This is a genomic window from Pseudomonas sp. SCT, assembly GCF_003864275.1.
Classification (GTDB): domain Bacteria; phylum Pseudomonadota; class Gammaproteobacteria; order Pseudomonadales; family Pseudomonadaceae; genus Stutzerimonas; species Stutzerimonas stutzeri_AE.
Window position 1 is genome coordinate 435611 of the sequence record NZ_BDJA01000001.1, and the last position, 18922, is coordinate 454532.

15 protein-coding genes are annotated in these 18922 nt (G+C 62.4%); 6 read left to right on the forward strand and 9 right to left on the reverse strand.

All coding sequences use genetic code 11. From position 1 onward, the window contains the following. Positions 1 to 15 precede the first annotated feature (15 nt). Positions 16 to 882 carry an ABC transporter substrate-binding protein gene (locus tag BHD08_RS02080; protein ID WP_256678595.1) on the forward strand — a complete coding sequence of 289 codons (867 nt, stop codon included), beginning with the start codon at positions 16 to 18 and terminating at the stop codon, positions 880 to 882. Here the strand turns inward: BHD08_RS02080 and yccS are convergent. Next, on the reverse strand, positions 879 to 3077 hold the full coding sequence (gene yccS, locus BHD08_RS02085) for a YccS family putative transporter (protein ID WP_125020648.1): 2199 nt from the start codon (positions 3075 to 3077) through the stop codon (positions 879 to 881). The two genes, BHD08_RS02080 and yccS, sit on opposite strands and share 4 nt — an antisense overlap. 135 nt (positions 3078 to 3212) lie before the next feature. Further along, positions 3213 to 4592 carry an ATP-dependent RNA helicase DbpA gene (gene dbpA / locus BHD08_RS02090; protein ID WP_125020649.1) on the reverse strand — a complete coding sequence of 460 codons (1380 nt, stop codon included), beginning with the start codon at positions 4590 to 4592 and terminating at the stop codon, positions 3213 to 3215. Between the two features lie 181 nt (positions 4593 to 4773). Here dbpA and BHD08_RS02095 point away from each other — a divergent pair, with 181 nt between their 5' ends. The 4 genes from BHD08_RS02095 (at position 4774) to BHD08_RS02110 (ending at position 8654) form a co-directional block, all read left to right on the forward strand. Next, positions 4774 to 5283 carry an ATP-dependent zinc protease gene (locus BHD08_RS02095; protein WP_015275350.1) on the forward strand — a complete coding sequence of 170 codons (510 nt, stop codon included), beginning with the start codon at positions 4774 to 4776 and terminating at the stop codon, positions 5281 to 5283. Positions 5284 to 6001: 718 nt separating this feature from the next. Then, on the forward strand, positions 6002 to 6265 hold the full coding sequence (locus tag BHD08_RS02100) for a DUF4212 domain-containing protein (RefSeq protein WP_003282672.1): 264 nt from the start codon (positions 6002 to 6004) through the stop codon (positions 6263 to 6265). A 3-nt stretch (positions 6266 to 6268) separates the two neighbouring features. Then, entirely contained in the window at positions 6269 to 8038 is a 1770-nt protein-coding gene (locus BHD08_RS02105; RefSeq protein WP_125020650.1) for a sodium:solute symporter family protein, read from the forward strand. 97 nt (positions 8039 to 8135) lie between these two features. Then, the gene (locus BHD08_RS02110) at positions 8136 to 8654 is read left to right on the forward strand and encodes a hypothetical protein (protein ID WP_015275352.1); all 519 of its coding nucleotides are present in this window, start codon (positions 8136 to 8138) and stop codon (positions 8652 to 8654) included. A gap of 178 nt (positions 8655 to 8832) precedes the next feature. Here the strand turns inward: BHD08_RS02110 and BHD08_RS02115 are convergent, their stop codons facing one another. The 6 genes from BHD08_RS02115 to BHD08_RS02140 form a co-directional block, all read right to left on the reverse strand. Further along, on the reverse strand, positions 8833 to 9540 hold the full coding sequence (locus tag BHD08_RS02115; protein WP_015275353.1) for a PolC-type DNA polymerase III: 708 nt from the start codon (positions 9538 to 9540) through the stop codon (positions 8833 to 8835). Beyond that, positions 9537 to 11471: a putative nucleotidyltransferase substrate binding domain-containing protein gene (locus tag BHD08_RS02120; RefSeq protein WP_015275354.1), complete on the reverse strand. Its 1935-nt coding sequence runs from the start codon at positions 11469 to 11471 to the stop codon at positions 9537 to 9539. Before BHD08_RS02120 ends, BHD08_RS02115 begins: the two co-directional genes overlap by 4 nt. Positions 11472 to 11652: 181 nt before the next feature. After that, positions 11653 to 12057 (reverse strand): hypothetical protein, encoded by a 405-nt coding sequence (locus BHD08_RS02125; protein ID WP_015275355.1) that lies wholly within the window; start codon positions 12055 to 12057, stop codon positions 11653 to 11655. 11 nt (positions 12058 to 12068) lie between these two features. After that, positions 12069 to 13238 (reverse strand): hypothetical protein, encoded by a 1170-nt coding sequence (locus BHD08_RS02130; protein ID WP_015275356.1) that lies wholly within the window; start codon positions 13236 to 13238, stop codon positions 12069 to 12071. Between the two features lie 19 nt (positions 13239 to 13257). Beyond that, positions 13258 to 14880: a methyl-accepting chemotaxis protein gene (locus BHD08_RS02135; RefSeq protein WP_015275357.1), complete on the reverse strand. Its 1623-nt coding sequence runs from the start codon at positions 14878 to 14880 to the stop codon at positions 13258 to 13260. A gap of 199 nt (positions 14881 to 15079) precedes the next feature. Then, entirely contained in the window at positions 15080 to 17260 is a 2181-nt protein-coding gene (locus BHD08_RS02140; RefSeq protein WP_015275358.1) for a malate synthase G, read from the reverse strand. Between the two features lie 219 nt (positions 17261 to 17479). Here BHD08_RS02140 and BHD08_RS02145 point away from each other — a divergent pair, with 219 nt between their 5' ends. Beyond that, the gene (locus BHD08_RS02145; RefSeq protein WP_015275359.1) at positions 17480 to 18004 is read left to right on the forward strand and encodes a glycine cleavage system protein R; all 525 of its coding nucleotides are present in this window, start codon (positions 17480 to 17482) and stop codon (positions 18002 to 18004) included. A gap of 15 nt (positions 18005 to 18019) precedes the next feature. On the opposite strand, the gene rarD is transcribed toward BHD08_RS02145, so the two are convergent. Beyond that, entirely contained in the window at positions 18020 to 18910 is an 891-nt protein-coding gene (rarD, locus tag BHD08_RS02150) for an EamA family transporter RarD (protein ID WP_015275360.1), read from the reverse strand. Between the last annotated feature and the right edge of the window lie 12 nt (positions 18911 to 18922).

The following is an 18922-nucleotide window of genomic DNA, read 5'->3' on the forward strand; positions in this document are numbered from 1 at the left end:
CGCGCAAAAGGCGCGATGGTACTCCTGCTGTTGGCTCGGTGCAGCCCGGCATCCGACGAGACGCTGACGTCGATTGGCGCACTTTGTGCTCTGATTGAAATTGATAGCACTTTGCCGGGGCAAGAGAACTTGACAGGCTTGCGACGTTTGCTTGGGTTGATACTGCTGCTGGCAAGCGCTTCGCTGCCCGCCGAAGTGCTGCGTCTGGCGGGCAATCCGTGGCCGCCCTATACAGACCGGAGCCTGCCTGGCGAGGGATTGTCCGTAGAGTTGATCCGTACTGCGCTTGGCCGTGGCGGTTATCAGGTGGAATACATCGAGGTGCCCTGGGAGCGCGCACTGCTCGGCCTGCGCAAAGGCAGCTACGACATGGTCAACGGCTGGCCTACGGTCAAGCGCGTTGACTATTCCCTCAGTTCCCGTCCGTTTCTGATCAACCGGATGCGCTGGGTCCAGCGAAGCGGGAGCGGCATTCGTTATGACGGTCTCGACAGCCTGATCGGCTATCTGCTTGTGCTGAGCAGGGGTTACACGTACAGCGATGAGCTGGACGACGATACGCGCCTGCAGAAGGGCTATGCCGCCAACTTCGTCCAGGCGGCCACGATGGTGCTTGCCGGGCGTGCTGACCTGACCTTGGAGGACGAGCGCACTGCACTGTTTCACTTCGAGCGGGAGCTGGGGCATGAGCGGGATGCGCTGGCGTTCGTGCCGGGTGAGTTCAGGCGCGTGGAGCTGTCGTTGCTTGTGCGGCGCGACCATCCACGGGCGACCGATATCATCGCTACCTTCAATCGGGAAATTGCCGCCATGCTCGATGATGGCAGCTACGCGGCGATCTTTGTTCGCCACGCACTGCCGGTCCCGGATGGGTTGCCTTAGCGCTGATCCTGGCCCTGTCCCGCTGGCTGCTGCTTGAGCAGATGCACGGCCATGCTGCGCAGCGGCGCGAGCTGGCGGCAGATCAGCCCCAGCTGGGTCTGCACCAGGCGATGGGCATCATCCATCTCGTCCGGGGTCTGTTCCAGTTGCTGCGCCAGCGCCTCCTCCTCCTCGCTGTAGATGGCAATGGGCCGGTTCTGTGCCAGCGCGGCGGCGAGATCGTCGAGGCTCGCCGCCAGCTGCTGCGCGGCGCTTTCCAGCAGCGCGTCGCGCGCGTCGTCCGGCAGGCTCTCGCGATGGGCGCCGAGGCCGGAGAGGTAGTTGAGCAGGGTGTGGGAAAGAATCAGGAAGCGAAAGCCGGTTTCGGAATCCTTACGAAAGTGTCCCGGCTCGAGCAGCATGTTGGACAGCGTGGTGGATAACGCCGCATCAGCGTTATGGGCGTTACGCCGCGCGAGCCGGTAGGCCAGGTCGTCGCGCTTGCCGCTGTCGTACTGGCGCATGATCTGACGCAGGTAGTCGCTGTTGCAGCTGAGCGTGTTGGCCACCACCTGGTTCAGACGCCGGCCCTGCCAGTCCGGCAGAATGAGGAACACCGCAGCCGCGGCGATCAGGCTGCCGAGCAGGGTGTCGAACAGGCGCGGCCAGATCAGCCCGTAACCGTCGCCGACCTGGTTGAAGCAGAACAGCACCATCAGCGTGATGGCCGCGGTGGCCAGGGTGTAGCGGGTGCTGCGGGTGGCGAAGAACACCACGCCAGCGACCACCGCGAACAATGCCTGGATCGGCTGGCTGGGAAACAGATCGAACAGCGCCCACCCGGCGACGAGCCCCAGCACGGTGCCGCTGATGCGTTGTACCAGCTTGATGCGGGTGGCGCCGTAGTTGGGCTGGCAGACGAATACGGTGGTCAGCAGCACCCAGTAGCCCTGTTCCGGATGGATGGCATGCAGCACGGCGTAGCCGGTGATCAGGGCAATCGTCATGCGCAGGGCATGACGGAACAGCAGCGAGGTGGGGGTCAGCTGCAGGCGAATGCGATTGAACGCTTCGCGCAGGGTTTGCGGTTGGCGATCCAGCAGGCTGTTGTCCTGCTCACCTTCCAGGGTGCCAGGGTCACTGGCGCTGGCGAGCTGGCGCTGCAGGGTGGAAAGGTTGCCCGACAGTGCGCGCAGTGATCGCAGCAGGCCGCGCCAGGCCGGGTTGTTCTGCTCGCGCAGATGTTCCAGCGACGCCTGCAGGTCCTCCAGCGCCTGTCCATTGGCTTCGCTGTAACGAAACGCCTGGCGCAGCTGGATGGTTTCACCGAGCTCGGCGCAGGCGCTGGCCTGCAGGCGCAACAGGCGCTGACAGCGAAACAATACATCGCTGTGGAAGAAGGCTTCGGCCAGTGCCTGATAGGGGTAATGCGACGAGCTGACCCGCTCATGCAGATCCTGGGCGAGGAAATACAGTTTGAGGTAGTGATTGATCTTGCCTCCAGCCCGTCCATTGCCGAGGCGGTGCAGCAGCGTCTCCTTGGCCGCGTTCAGCGCGTTGACGACCCGCCCGTTCTGTTGTGCCAGTTCGAGGCGCCGCTGTTCCACGTCCAGCTGGCGCACCGGTTCGAACAGCGCAGCCTTGTAACGGAAATACAGTCCCAGCTCGCGGTACAGTCGCGCCAGGCTCTGCTGCACCGGTTGGTGGGCGAACAGCGCGTTCCAGCACACCGAGAGCAGGCCGTACCAGGCGGCGCCAGCCACCAGCAGCAGCGGGTCGCGCCAGAAGTGTTGCAGTTCACCGTTGCGCTGGTCGGCAGCGATCATGCTGTAGATGGCGAGGATCAGGGTTGCCTGGGCGATCGCCCCGTAGCGTTCGCCCAGCGCACCGAGCATCACCAGTGCAAAGGTGGAAACTGCCAGTCCCGCGACGAACAGCCAGGGATAGGGAAACAGCAGCTCGACGGCCACGGCCGCGATGCTGAAGCACAGCAGGGTGACCAGCAGTGCATTCAGCCGGCCCAGCCAGCTGTCATCGGTTTCCGCCAGCGCGCTGGCGATGATGCCGAGGAACAGCGGGATGATCAGCGTCGGCTGGCCGAGGTACCAACTCAGCCCCATGCTGCCAGCCATGGCGATAAGCACGCGCAGGCTGTAGCCGAACTTCTCCAGCGCCCAGAGGCGACGCAGGGATTGGCTGAGCGAGGGTTGCGGCATGAAGCGATCCGTTGGTGTAGGCCTGATAGGACGAAGCCACCGCGCACGCTGTCGCGGTTGGCTCGTGCGTTCAGCCAGCTGGTGCAGCGAACGCCGGCTGGCACCTGCGTTCGGCCGTTACCGGCTCCAGGCTTGTCAGAGCACGCGTACTTTCAGCGAGCGGCCCTTGATCTTACCTTCATTGAGGCGCTTGAGCGCCTGCTTGACCACACCGCGCTCGACGGCGACGAACGCCTGGAAATCGAAGATGGCGATCTTGCCGACCTGGGTGCCGGGAATGCCGGCATCGCCCGTCAATGCCCCGAGGATGTCGCCTGGGCGCAGCTTGTCCTTGCGCCCGGCGCCGATGCACAGGGTAGCCATCGGCGGCTGCAACGGCGCACCGCCCTTGGGCTTAAGGCCGTCCAGCGGCTGCCAGTTGAGCGGCGCCTGCTGCAGTTTTTCGATGGCCTGCGCGCGATGCGCTTCAGCCGGGGCGACCAGGCTCACGGCCAGGCCCTGATTGCCGGCGCGGCCCGTGCGGCCAACCCGGTGCACATGGATTTCCGCATCGCGCGCCAGCTCGACGTTGATCACCATGTCCAGCGCGTCGATATCCAGCCCGCGCGCCGCGACATCGGTCGCCACCAGCACCGACAGGCTGCGGTTGGCGAACATCGCCAGCACCTGGTCGCGGTCGCGTTGCTCGAGGTCGCCGTTCAGTGCCATGGCCGAGATGCCGTTGCCGCTCAGATGATCGACCAGCTCCTGGCATTGCTGCTTGGTGAAGCAGAAGGCCACGCAGCTTTCCGGACGGAAGCTGGCCAGCACGCGCGTTACTGCCTCCATGCGCTGCTCAGGGTCGATTTCGTAGAAGCGCTGCTCGATCTGCGCATCATCGTGCAGCGCTTCGGCGCGCACCTGTTGCGGGTCGCGCATGAAACTCGCGGAAAGCTGTTTGATGCCGGCGGGGTAGGTAGCGGAAAACAGCAGGGTCTGCCGCCTGGCTGGCGTCTGGCCGATGATCTCGGCGATGGCGTCGTAGAAGCCCATGTCCAGCATGCGGTCGGCTTCATCGAGTACCAGGGTGTTCAGCCCGTCGAGCTTCAACGTGCCCTTCTTCAGATGTTCCTGCACCCGGCCCGGCGTACCGACGATGACATGCGCACCATGTTCGAGGGAGGCGATCTGCGGGCCGATCGATACGCCACCGCAAAGCGTGAGGATCTTGATATTGTCCGCCGCCCGCGCCAGACGGCGCAGCTCCTTGGCTACCTGGTCGGCCAGTTCGCGTGTCGGACACAGCACCAGCGCCTGGCAGCCGAAATAGCGTGGATTCAACGGTTCGAGCAGGGCGATACCGAAGGCGGCCGTCTTGCCGCTACCGGTCTTGGCCTGGGCGATCAGGTCGTGGCCTTTGAGCATGACCGGCAGGCTCTGCGCCTGAATCGGCGTCATCGCCGCGTAGCCGAGGGCGTCGAGGTTGGCCAGCATGGCGGCAGAAAGGGGCAGGGAAGAAAAGGCGGTACTGGGCACGGGAGAGTCTTCAGACGGGAATCGGTCTGCAGTCTATCAGGCTGCCGGCGCATGCGCCGGTCACGCGGCTTCGGTGTGGCGATAGGCCGGCATCGTGAAACGTTTTGAAAGGCCGGTAGACGGAACCCCAGGCGGGGGTTCTGATCGAAAATTGTCCACTATCCGCCCCCAGGAGGTTGTTTTGTCTCGCGTTCTTTTCCTTGCCGGACTGCTGGCGCTACCCGCGTTCGCCGCCGAGCCCACCCTCTACGGACGTTACGAACACATCAAGATCGAAGAGATCGGCAAGACCTTGCCCGCCAAGATGGATACCGGCGCCATGACTGCGTCGCTGTCGGCTCGGGACATCGAGCAATTCGAGCGGGATGGCGAAGACTGGGTCCGCTTCCGGCTGGCCGTCGACGGTGCCGATGACACTTTATATGAGCAACGCCTGCTCGGTATCAGCCGAATCAAGACGCGTGCCGAGGAGTCCGGCAACGTCGATCCGCATCGCGAGCCGCCACGAGCAGAGCGCCCGATTGTCGGGATGCAGCTGTGCATTGGCGATCAGTTGCGCGATGTGGAGGTCAACCTGACCGATCGCACCCACTTCAGCTATCCCTTGCTGATCGGCGCCGAGACCATCCGTGAACTGAACGCCGCCATCTATCCCACCGAGAAGTACACGGCGGGTCAGCCAGCCTGCTGACGCGGTGCCAGCGGCAACGGCGGCGAGTCGGCCAGACGGCGTCCGGTCTGGCCTGAGCTTCGCAGGCTGATCCAGCAGGGCGATGGCGCGCTGCTGCATCAGCCGAACGCCCCTTCGCGTCCAAGAGCAGCCGCTGCCGTTGGCTGGCAGCGGCGCCACCTGAATTCCTCCCCCATCGAGCCGTCCCGCATGCGCTGGCGGGATCAGCCTGCCTGACGGCGTGGCAAATCGCCCGTTTGGCGTGCGCTGGAAACCGCATCGCTTGCAATTAAAAGGCAATATAAGTGAGTTAATTTGGTTGCCTGTTATTTGTCGATATATACAAGTTTAAATCCTGCATATATTTAAAGTTCTCACTGGTTGAAGTTCTTGTTGTTTTGCCATTGTTTTTTTAGTTGGGGTGCGGCGAGATTAATTTGTGACTGGTCGGTATTGAGAGTGCTCCAGCGGGAGGGGCGAGTCGGGGTAGAGGCGCCGCGTCAGCTCGCCGCACGGATCGTCGTCAAAACCGTCTGCCACGAAGGTTACGGCGAGTAGTCCGTCCGATGGCTCGTGGCCACCCTGAGCGGGATTCTTTAGGAGGCTCTGCAATACGTGGTTTGGTCTTTGCGTGTTGTTCGTCAGACTAAAGTCGGGGCTTTCATTCAGAAAGGCACCCCTGTTAAATTCAGCATGTGGGTTCCCTTCACACGTAATAAAAATAAGGCGGAGAACGTCAATGGCCGACAACGATAAAGAAAATGCTGCTGCGTACTGGAAGGCGAATGTTCGCCTTATCACTTGGAGCTTAGTGGTCTGGGCTCTCGTCTCATACGGTTTCGGTATCCTCCTGCGTCCGCTGGTAGCCGGCATCCCCGTCGGGGGAACTGACCTAGGCTTCTGGTTCGCTCAACAGGGTTCCATCATCACGTTCATTGCGATCATCTTCCACTACGCGTGGCGGTTGAACAAATTGGACAAGGAATTCGGGGTTGAGGAGTAAGCCATGAGCCAATATTGGATCAACATGATGTTCGTGGGCGCCTCGTTCCTGCTTTATATCGGGATCGCGGTCTGGGCTCGCGCTGGGTCGACTAAGGAATTCTACGTTGCCGGTGGTGGTGTTCACCCCGTCACCAACGGTATGGCGACCGCAGCAGACTGGATGTCTGCCGCTTCCTTCATTTCCATGGCCGGTCTGATCGCTTCCGGCGGTTATGCCACTTCCGTTTACCTGATGGGCTGGACCGGTGGCTACGTGCTGCTGGCGATGCTGCTGGCACCCTACCTGCGCAAGTTTGGCAAGTTCACCGTGCCGGACTTCATCGGTGACCGCTTCTACAGCCGCGGTGCTCGTCTGACTGCAGTTGTCTGCCTCATCCTCATCTCTGTTACCTACGTAATCGGTCAGATGGCGGGTGCTGGTGTGGCGTTCTCCCGCTTCCTGGAAGTGAGCAACTCCGCTGGTATCTGGATCGCTGCCGCAATCGTGTTCGCCTACGCTGTATTCGGCGGCATGAAGGGCATCACCTACACCCAGGTGGCTCAGTACATCGTTCTGATCATTGCCTACACCATTCCGGCCGTGTTCATCGCCATGCAGCTGACTGGCAATCCGATCCCGATGTTCGGCATGTTCGGTACCCACGTCGATTCCGGCGTGCCACTGCTGGACAAGCTGGATCAGGTCGTTACCGATCTGGGCTTCGCTGCCTACACCGCTGACGTCGACAACAAGCTGAACATGTTCCTGTTCACCCTGTCGCTGATGATCGGTACTGCTGGTCTGCCGCACGTAATCATCCGCTTCTTCACCGTACCGAAGGTCGCTGATGCTCGCTGGTCCGCTGGCTGGACTCTGGTGTTCATCGCCCTGCTGTACCTCACCGCTCCGGCCGTTGCCTCGATGGCACGTCTGAACCTGGTTAACACCATCTATCCGGAAGGCCCGCAGGCCGAAGCGATGCGTTACGAAGATCGTCCGGAATGGGTGCAGACCTGGGAACGTACTGGCCTGATCAAGTGGGAAGACAAGAACGCCGACGGTCGTGTGCAGATGTACAACGACGCTAACGCCAAGTTCACCCCCACCGCTACAGAGCGTGGCTGGAACGGCAACGAGCTGACCGTGAACAATGACATCATCGTTCTGGCCAACCCGGAAATTGCCAACCTGCCGGGCTGGGTCATCGGTCTGATCGCTGCGGGTGCCATTGCGGCAGCCTTGTCGACAGCTGCGGGTCTGCTGCTGGCGATTTCCTCGGCAATCAGTCACGACCTGATCAAGACACTCATCAATCCGAAGATCAGTGAGAAGAACGAGATGCTGGCTGCTCGTCTTTCCATGACGGCGGCGATCCTGCTGGCTACCTGGCTGGGTCTGAATCCTCCAGGCTTCGCGGCGCAGGTAGTGGCACTGGCGTTCGGTCTTGCGGCAGCGAGCCTGTTCCCGGCGCTGATGATGGGTATCTTCTCCAAGCGCGTGAACAGCAAGGGTGCGGTTGCCGGTATGCTGGTCGGTGTGATTTCCACCGCCGTGTACATCTTCCTGTACCTGGGCTGGTTCTTCATCCCTGGCACTGCGAGCATCCCGAACACCCCTGATCAGTGGTGGATGGGCATCTCCCCGCAGGCCTTCGGTGCCGTGGGTGCCATGCTGAACTTCGCTGTTGCCTACGCTGTGTCGATGGCTACCGAAGCTCCGCCGCAGGAAATTCAGGATCTGGTCGAGAGCGTTCGTACCCCGAAAGGTGCTGGCGTTGCGCTTGACCACTAACTGATAATGCAGCCGAACGTCAGACCTGCTCTGACACAAGGTTGAAGTAGAAGTCGGGCTTCCATTTGGAAGCCCGATTTTTTTAGGGGGGTTGTATATGTTCTGGCATCTAATCGCGGCAATCGTCGCTGGTGTGGCGGGAGCCGGTATCGGCCTGATGCTGCGCTCACTGACGCGTAAGCGACTGCCGAAATGGATCATTCCGGTGTTCGCCGGGCTGGGCATGCTCAGTTACACCATCCATTACGAGTACACCTGGTTCGAGACCAAGCAAGCGCGTCTGCCGGAAGGCTCGCTGGTGGTAGCCAGTGAAGAGGGCGAGATGCTCTGGCGGCCATGGACCATGCTCTATCCGATGCCGCTGGCCTATACGGTACTGGACGGCGCGAACGCTCAGGTGCAGGACACCGATCAAGGCCGTCTTGGACGTTTCGTACTGTACCGCTTCGAGAAGCAGCACCTGATGTCGAGCGTGAAGAGCGCCAGTTATCAGCTGATCTGCACCGAGAGGGCAATGTTCAGGCTGAACGAAGCCGGCCAGGCGAAGATCGAGACGCTCACCGAGCTGGAAGCCGATTCACCGCTGTATCAGGCTATTTGTGAGGCCCGCCGGTAACTAGGCACTTGCACCCTGGGATATCGCGCATCAGCAACCCCTGATGCGCGCCGTGACGGAAGAGCGGGCCCGCAATGGGCTGATCGGTCAGCTGCAGTGAGTGGCAGCTGATGTCTGTAGGCATCGAATCGTTCGGCGACACTATTCCACCGCGACGCTGACAGCTGCCGGGGGCCACTCAGATCGAATTGAATGCGGCCTTGCGTGCGCGTTGCCAGCATCTGAGCCGCTGAGCCAGTTCGTCGAGGCTGGTCAGGCCCACCCGTTGTGCGCGGTGCAGCAGGATCAGGGCGATCTCTGCGGTCGCCATGGCATCGGCTGATGCGTTGTGGCGTTGCGGGATATGGATATTGAAGTAGTCGAGCCAGTGATCCAGGCCGCCGCGATGGATCATCGCTTCAGGAAATAGCATGGGTGCGAGATCGGCCACATCGAGGAATGTGTGGTCCATCGTGTAGCCCAGCTCTCTTTTCAGCGCGCGGCCGAGCATGCGTTGGTCGAACGGTGCGTGAAAGGCAAGGATCACGCTGCCGGCAGCAAACTCCATGAAGCTGAGCAGCGCTTCGGCTGGTGGCAGGCCGTTGGCCAGCTCACTCGGCGCGATGCCGTGGATGAGCACGCTTTCGGTAACCTTCACCTGACGGCACAGCGTGCATTCGAACTGCTGGGAATAGTCGATGGCACCGTCTTCGATGACAACTGCGCCAATAGCGATGACCAGATCGCGCTTGAGGTGCAGGCCGGTGGTTTCCAGGTCCAGCACCACTAGGCGCTGTTGCCGCAACGGGACCGTCTGCGGCGCAAGGGGAAGCGGCAGCTCGTCAATGCGCTGTTGCTGCTCGGGGGGCAGCTTCGGGCCGCGTGAGTTGAACCAGAACATACTCATAGTTGATAGCGCACCGCGAGACTGGCCTGCAAACGTTGGGCCTGGCGGAAGGACTCGCGCAGGATCCGACGGTCCAGCACATTGAGCGTATCCGGATCCAGGCGGTTGGAATAGGGCAGCTCGTCGCGCGCCTGTTGCTGGTGATGCTGCATTCGCGTCTGCTGAATGAAATGATAGGCCTCTTCGTAGGCCGCACCATCCTTCTTCTCGATAACGCCCTTTTCCACCAGCTTGCGCAGGCGCTCGAGGGTGTTGCAGGTGCCGATGTCATTGCTCAGCGCCAGCAGGCGGGCGCCATCGACGAAGGGCGTCAGCCCCTGCACCTTGAGGTCCAGGGTGTCCTTGCCTTCGCCCTTGCGCGCCACCACGAAGTCGCGAAAGCGGCCCACTGGCGGGCGATGGCGCAAGGCGTTGTCGGCCATCATGCGCTGGAACAGGCTGTTGCCCTTGATCTCGTCGAGCAGATCGCGGCGCAGCTGCTCGCAACCTTCCGACGGGCCCCAGATGCTGCGCAGATCGAAATAGATGGTGCTGCCGAGCAGGTTCTCCGGTGTCGCTTCGCGGACGAACGAGCTGAAGCGGCGGCTCCATTCCTGGCGCGACAGGCACAGCTGCGGATTGCTCGCCATGATGTTGCCTTTGCACAGGCTGAAGCCGCAGGTGTCGAGGTCGCGGTTGATGCGCTCGGCCAGTGGCAGCAGGCGGCCGCGGATATGCGCGGCTTCGGCAGCGTCGGCGGCCTCGAAAAGAATGCCGTTGTCCTGATCGGTGTAGAGGGTCTGCTCCTGACGCCCCTCGCTGCCGAAACACAGCCAGGTGAAGGGCACGCCCGGGTCACCCATGTGCTCGATCGCCAACTCGATCACCCGGCACACGGTGTGGTCATTGAGCAGCGTGACGATGTGGGTGATCTGCGTCGACGAGGCGCCATGGGCCAGCATGTTGTCGACCAGCTGTGCGATGCGGCTGCGGATGACCACCAGCGCATCGACGCGGTCTGCATGGCGGATGGTCTGCGCCAGATGCACCAGGTCCACTCGCTGCAGGGAAAACAGGTCGCGCTCGGAAATCACGCCCTGCAACAGACCGTTCTCCACCACGCAGACATGGGCGATATGCCGCTCGGTCATGGCGATGGCCGCATCGAAGGCGGTGGCGTCCGGCGGCAGATAGAACGGGTCATGCGTCATGAATTGCGAGATCGGCTGGCTCAGGTCCGTGGTGCCGGTGCCGATGGCTCGCCGCAGATCGCGCAGGGTGAAGATGCCTTGCGGATGCAGAGCCTCATCGACGATGACGATGCTGCCGACGTTCTCTTGCTGCATCATCGCCACCGCCTCGTTGAGCGGCCGGGACGGCAGGCACGAGACGGGGTGATGCAGCGCCAGTTCACCAATGCTGGTTTCCAGTGAGTACTGTTCGCCTAGGCTTTCCACCGCGCGCATCTGTGCCTGTTGGTTGACCAGGTCGAGCAGGCTGCTGACGCCGCGCATGGCGAAATCGCGGAACACTGGCGAGCTTGAGACCAGCTTGACGAAGGCGGGCTTGTTCAGCAGGAAACAGAAGGTGTCCTCGGCGGCCAGGTGCGCCGTGCGGGTCGCGCGTTCGCCCATGAGCGCGGCCATCGGAAAGCACTCGCCGACGATGACTTCGAAGGTGGTATCGGTGCCGCGCTTGGCGGTATGCGGGCGCTGTCCATGAACGCGCCCCTGCTTGACGATATAGAAATGCTGCACCACGCCGTCATCCGGGGAAATGATGCAGTCGCCTTCGGCATAGAAGCGCAGCTCACAGTTCTCCACCAGAAACGTCAGGTGGGCCGGCTCCATCTGGTTGAACGGGGCGTACTTGCGCAGGAACTCCATGGTGCCGTGGATATTCTGCAGTACGGCCGTCTTCCCAGCCTGAGAAAAGGCGTCGGGTGTGCTCATGCTTGGCGTCCATTTTTTGTTAATGGTGGGCTGCGGGCCGTTCGGACCCAATTGGACGTAAGTCTAGTCAGCACGGGCGTTGCAGGAGCTGATCAGGGTCAGCCTGGTGTTTCGGGCTGTTGCGATAGTACAGGCATAAAAAACCGCCCCGTAGGGCGGTTTCTTATCTGGCTGGCGAGCCTCAGGGCAGGGTGAACAGCACCTTGACCGAGCCATTGACGGCAGCACTGTCGACGTAGCCGATCGCATCGGCTTCGGCGGCGACCTTCGCCACTACTGCAGCGTCGTCAGCGACGGTGGGCAGAGGCTGGCCCTTGCCGGTGAAGATCAGACCGGACCAGTAGGACTTGAGCTGGGACTCGTTCTTGCTGGTCACGCCGGCATAGAAGGCTTCCTTGGCAGGTGTCCAGCCAGCCTGGTCGACGCCCTTCATGGACTTGTCCTTGCCCAGGAAGATGTTGGCGACCTCGGACTGCGACGGTGCCTTGGCTGCGCCGGGATTGACGATCACGGCGACCTCGGCCTGAGCCAGGGAAACCATGCCGAGCAGTGCGGCGGTGCCGAGGATGCGAATGGATGCTTTCATCAGGACGCTCCTCAGAATACGAAATCGACGCCGACGGAAACGATGTCGCCGTCGTAGTTGCGGGCGGGGGTGCCCACTGCGCCACCGAAGCGACCATTCACTTCATTGTCGAAGACCTCCTGCGCGCTGCGGGTAAACACGCCGTCATAGCCGTTCTTGGTATCGACGCGCTTGTACTCGCCCTTGACCACCACGGTCGGCGCGGCCTGGTAGTTCAGGCCCAGGGTCCAGGAGCTCTGACGGCCACCGTTGTCATCCAGTTGCGCATAGGTGACGTGCGGCAGGAAATCGCCGAAACGACGGCCACCCATCAGGTAGAAGGAGTCGATCGCTTCCATTCCGTCGTTCTCGATCAGGCGCGAGGTCCACTCGTTGCTGCTGATCCAGGTGCCGTTGTCGTACTGATAGCCGATCGAGGTGAACTTGCCTTTCTCTTTATTCAAGTTGAGCAGGGAAAGGGGTTCGTTGGCGCCAAAGCCAATGGCGGTCGCATCGACGGTGCCGGTGATATCCGTCTTGATATCCGCCTCGACATAACCGATGCGCAGCGTGCCGAAGTCATTGGTAGCCAGGCTGACGCTGGCGCCGAAGAGTTTGCCGTAATCGATATCGAACTGCTCGTCGTAGGCGTAGTAGTCACGGTTCTTCGCCTGGCCACCGGCAAGCTGGAAGGTCACTGAGCCGTACGACAGCGGCACGGTGTAGACCGCGTCGATGCCTTCGTAGTTGGTGACCTGCACCTGGCTGTAGACCTCGTCGGGCAGGCGCAGCCATGGGTAGCTGTAGCCGACGTCGAGGCTTTCGGAATACATGTAGACCGGGCTGCGCAGGCGACCGGCGCGGAGCATCAGCTGGTCGTTGGCCTGCAGCGACAGGTAGGCCCACTCGAGGTTGGCTTTCCACTCGTCCTGCTGCGCCTTGGCCGTGGCCTGGACGGTTACGCCCAGGGTGTCGGTGATGCCGTAGCTCAGCTGGGCGCCGAACTTGGACAGCTGATCGCCGCGCCAGGAATCGTTGGTCTGGCCCTGAATGCCATAGCTGCGACCATCATCTTCGCCGCCCAGGTGAGTGAAGCCGACGGTACCAAAACCGTTGAAGCGATGTTCACCCTGTTCCAGGGCGAAGGCAGGGGTGGCGGCCAGGCAGACAGCTGCCAGACCGGCGACACGAAGTGCAGTCATTTGATGCTCCAAATAATCGTTAAACACGGAATTGGCCCGTAGCCGCGCGCAGGTGGTCTCCGGTACTCACCAGTTGCTCGCCAAGACGGGCGGTGGCTTCGGCGCCGTTAGCGGTTGCTTGTGCGTCCTGCTGCAACACTTGGGTTTCTTGTTGGATGGAACTCGACAGGCCGATCTGTTCTTGCGTGAACTGAGCGATGCCGGCGTTGAGTTCGTCGATCTGGTTGACCGTGCGGGCGATGGTTTCCAGTAGCTGCGTGGCCTCGATCGAGCGCTGGATGCTCGCGCGGGATTTCTCGCCATTGCTGGTCATCACATTGAGTACGGTGTTGGCGCTGTTCTGCAGGCGCTGGATGATCTGCTGGATCTCGGCAGTGGAGGCGGCGGTTTTCTGCGCCAGGTTGCGCACCTCATCGGCGACCACGGCAAAGCCGCGGCCCTGCTCGCCGGCACGGGCGGCTTCGATGGCGGCGTTCAAGGCGAGCAGGTTGGTCTGCTCGGCGATGCTGCGGATCACGGTCAGTACCGAACCGACTTCCTGGGTTTCTTCCTCGAGCTGTTCCATAGCCTTGACCGCGCCCATCACGCTGTCACCCAGGTCACTGATGCCGGTCGACAGGCTGCCGACATGTTCGCGTGCGGTGGCGGCCTGGCGGGCGGCGGAGTTGGCCTCGTCGGAAGCCTGCTGTGAGCGCTGCGCCACTTCCTGAATGCTGCCGGTCATGGTGAGGATGTCGCGGGTGATCGAATCGGTGTGGTGCTGCTGCGACTTGGCGTTTTCTTCCGAGCCTTGGGTCAGCTTGTACAGCTCCTTCGAAACCTGGCCCAGTGGGGTCGCGGCATCGATGATCTGGCGAATGGTGCTCTGCAACTTGTCGAGAAAACTGTTGAACAGCTCGATCATCGCGCCGATTTCGTCGTTGGATTCGACGTTGACCCGCTGGGTCAGGTCGCCGTCGCCGCGGGCAATTGACTGCAGCGAAGCGATCACGCCGCGGATATTGACCATCACGCTGCGGATCACCAGCCAGGCGCCGAGGCTGACCAATATCACCAGCACCAGGCTGAGGATGATGCCCAGCCGCGTGGTGTTGGCGTTGGCTTCGCGGGTCTCGACCAGGGTTTGCTGGAAGCTGTCGTAGGCCTGTGCGCGGAAATCGCTGCCCAGCTTCTGCGCCTGGGCCAGGTCGCTCGCCATGCGGTCGAGGCTCGGTCGCAGGTCATCGAACGAGGCGCTGCCGTCGATCAGCTTGGTCGAGGCGGCGAGCGCGTTGTCGGCATAGTCGCGCACGGATTTGCGCCAGTCGCCCAGGGCTTGGTGCTGCTGGCGCTGATCGCTCAGCAGGGCTGCCAGGGATTGCTGCTGCGTATCGATCTGCTGCAGCACTTCACGAGCCTCGTCGAGCACACCGGGCTCGCCGGCAGCCACCGCGTTGTTCAGCAGAGCCGGCACGCGGGAAAACTGGAAGATCACCGCATCGGCCTTTTCCAGCGTCGGGTAGCCACGGTTTTCGAGAAAGACCAGCCGCGAATCGGTAGCCGAAAGCTGCAGCGAGGTATAGCCGACGTACAACACGAGCCCGAACAGGGCTACTGCCGGCACCAGGGAAAGCTTGGCGGTCAGCGAGAAGTTCTTCAGCATGCATCGACTCCAGGGCGGGCTGCAGGTACTGCGGGAGTTGCGCATATGGCCAAATGCTATCGCGCAACGATATTGTGACTGGAAATGCCTTTCGGGTCACGTTATCGGTTGTAACAGAGTGAACTTGAGAACCGTTCGGCGGATTCGAGGCATAAAAAAACCGCCCCGTAGGGCGGTTCTCTTGCAGCTGACTCGCTTGTTACAGGCCGTTCTTGGCCTTGAACTCACGACGGCGGCGGTGCAGTACCGGCTCGGTGTAGCCGTTGGGCTGCTTGGTGCCTTCGAGGACCAGCTCCAGGGCAGCCTGGAAGGCCACGCTGTTGTCGAAGTCCGGCGCCATCGGGCGGTACAGCGGGTCGCCCTGGTTCTGACGGTCAACCACCGGCGCCATGCGCTTGAGGCTTTCGACCACCTGATCCTTGGTCACCACGCCATGGCGCATCCAGTTGGCCACGTGCTGGCTGGAGATACGCAGGGTGGCACGGTCTTCCATCAGCGCGATGTCGTTGATGTCCGGCACCTTGGAGCAGCCGACGCCCTGTTCGACCCAGCGAACCATGTAGCCGAGGATGCCCTGCGAGTTGTTGTCCAGCTCGTTGCGCTTCTCTTCCTCGCTCCAGTTGGTGTCTTGCGCCAGCGGGATGGTGAGGATGTCGTCGATGGACGCCTTCTCGCGCTTGGCCAGTTCGACCTGACGCGCCTGCACGTCGATCTTGTGGTAATGCATGGCGTGCAGGGTGGCAGCAGTCGGCGACGGCACCCAGGCGGTGTTGGCACCGGCCATGGGGTGGCCGACCTTCTGCTCGAGCATCGCCGCCATCAGGTCAGGCATGGCCCACATGCCCTTGCCGATCTGCGCCTTGCCCTGCAGGCCGCAGGCCAGGCCCACGTCGACGTTGTTGTTCTCGTAGGCGCTGATCCACTTCTCGGCCTTCATGGCCGCCTTGCGCACCATCGGGCCGGCTTCCATGGAGGTGTGGATTTCGTCGCCGGTGCGGTCGAGGAAGCCGGTGTTGATGAACACCACGCGCTCGCGCGCTTCCTTGATGCAGGCCTTGAGGTTGATCGTGGTACGACGCTCCTCGTCCATGATGCCAACCTTCAGGGTATTGCGCGGCAGACCGAGGACGTCCTCGACGCGACCGAACAGCTCGGTGGCGAAGGCCACTTCTTCCGGGCCGTGCATCTTCGGCTTGACGATGTACATCGAGCCGGTGCGGGTGTTCTTGCGGCTGGTGTTGCCGTTGAGGTTGTGCACTGCGATCAGGCTGGTGAACAGGCCGTCCATGATGCCTTCCGGCACCTCGTTGCCTTCCTTGTCGAGGATGGCATCGTTGGTCATCAGGTGACCGACGTTACGGATGAACAGCAGCGAGCGGCCATGCAGGGTCAGCTCGCCGTTGCCGTCGGCCTTGGTGTAGACGCGGTCCGGGTTCATCGCGCGGGTGATGCGCTTGCCGCCTTTTTCAAGCTCCTCGACCAGGTCGCCCTTCATCAGGCCGAGCCAGTTGCGGTAGACGACGGTCTTGTCGTCGGCGTCGACGGCAGCGATGGAGTCTTCGCAGTCCATGATGGTGGTCAGCGCCGATTCCATCAGGATGTCCTTCACGCCGGCCGCGTCGGTCTGGCCGATCGGGCTGGCCGGGTCGATCTGGATCTCGAAGTGAATGCCGTTGTTCTTCAGCAGCACGGCGATCGGTGCGCTGGCTTCGCCCTGGAAGCCCTGCAGCTGGGCCGGGTTCTTCAGGCCGGTGGTGCTGCCGTCTTTCAGCGAAACAACCAGCTTGCCGCCTTCGATGCGGTAGCCGGTGGAATCGACGTGGGAGCCGGTTTCCAGCGGTGCGGCTTCATTGAGGAAGTTGCGCGCGTAGGCGATGACCTTGTTGCCGCGGATCTCGTTGTAGCCCGGGCCCTTGCTGGCGCCGTCTGCTTCGGAGATCGCGTCGGTGCCGTACAGCGCGTCGTACAGCGAGCCCCAGCGGGCGTTGGCGGCGTTCAGGGCGAAGCGCGCGTTCATGATCGGCACCACCAGCTGCGGGCCGGCCATGCGGGCGATTTCTTCGTCGACGTTCTCGGTGGTGGCCTGGAAGTCTTCGGCTTCCGGCAGCAGGTAGCCGATTTCCTGCAGGAAGCTCTTGTATGCCACTGCGTCGTGGGCCTGACCGGCGCGAGCCTGGTGCCAGGCGTCGATCTGCGCCTGCAGGTCGTCGCGCTTGGCCAGCAGCGCGCGGTTCTTCGGCGCCAGGTCGTGGATGACGCTGTCGGCGCCGGCCCAGAAGGCGGCGGCATCGACGCCGGTACCGGGAATCGCTTCGTTGTTCACGAAGTCGTACAGGACTTTGGCGACCTGCAGGCCACCGACTTGAACGCGCTCAGTCATTACTCGCCTCACTTGGTTCTTCTAATTCGACGGACAGTCTCGTTTCTTGTAGTCCGAGTCGCCGGATACTACATGAAGCGCCGGGGAAAATCAGTCCGCCGAAAGAGCCCCCCTGCGACGACGGGGAGGGTGCGGCAGGCTGCCATCGAGGGCGACCGCCTGCTATACCTAATGGGCCGCCGCTACCGCGTGAGCGATTCCCCAGCACAGGAGCAGTCCATGGATCACCTCGTTCTTACCGTCATTGCCGAAGATCAGCCGGGTCTGGTCGAACGTCTGGCCAAGTGCATCGCCGATCATGGCGGTAACTGGCTGGAGAGCCGCATGTCGCGCATGGCCGGGCAGTTCGCCGGCATTCTGCGGGTGGCCGTGCCGCAGCAGGCCCATGCCGAGCTTACCGCTGCGCTACAAGGGCTGGAGGCGCAGGGCATTCGCGTCCTGCTGGCGCACAGCGGCACGGAGCCGGTAGAGAGCTGGCAGGAAATCCAGCTAGAGCTGGTCGGCAATGACCGTCCGGGCATCGTGCGCGACATTACCCATCTGCTGGCCACGCACGGCGTCAACCTGGAAAGCCTGGATACCGAGGTGCTGCCGGCGCCGATGAGCAGCGAGCTGCTGTTCCGCGCCGAGGTGCGCCTGGCCGTGCCGAGCGAGCTGTCGCTGGAGGTCCTGCAACAGCGGCTGGAAGCGCTGGCCGATGACCTGATGGTCGAACTCAAGCTGCAACCTGCTGAGAAACCCTAGCCGGCCGCCGGCATTTCAGCCGGCGCTTTTACGCATGATGCGCCAGGCGTCCAGGCTGTACACCGCAAGCCCCGCCCAGATGCAGAAGAACGCCAGCTGACGGTCGACCGGGAACGGCTCGCCGAACAGCTGCACGGCGAGGATCAGCAGCAGCGTCGGCGTCAGGTACTGCAGGAAGCCCAGGGTCGAATACGGCAGATGACGCGCCGCGGCGTTGAAGCCGAGCAGCGGAATCAGCGTCACCGGCCCGGCGGCCATCAGCCAGAGCGCATCGCTGCTGGTCCAGAATGCCGGCTCGGTGCTGGTGCCGCTGCTGAACCAGAACAGCCAGACCAGCGCTACCGGCAACAACATCCAGGTCTCCACCACCAGCCCGGGCAACGCGGCCACCGGTGCCAGCTTGCGTAGCAGACCGTAGCTGCCGAAGCTCAGCGCCAGCACGATGGAAATCCACGGAAACTCACCGAGCATCAGCAACTGCAGGCTGACACCGACAGTGGCCATCGCCACAGCCAGCCACTGCAGCGGGCGCAGGCGCTCGCGCAGCACGAGCATGCCGAGCAGCACGTTGACCAGCGGATTGATGTAGTAGCCCAGGCTGGCTTCGACCATCCGGTCGTGGTTCACCGCCCAGACGTAGATCAGCCAGTTGGCGGCGATCAGCACGCTGGAGATGCCGAGCACGCCGAGGCGACGTGGATGTGCCAGCAGTTCGCGCCACCAGCCTGGATGGCGCCAGACCAGCAGTACCAGCGAGCCGAACACGGCCGACCAGATCACCCGCTGGGTGACGATCTCGAGCGCGCCGTATTGTTCGAGTGCCTTGAAGTAGAGCGGGAACATGCCCCAGATGCTGAAGGTGGCCAGCCCCAGCAGATAACCCTTGCGCAGATTGGCGGTAGCCATGACGTCCTTCGA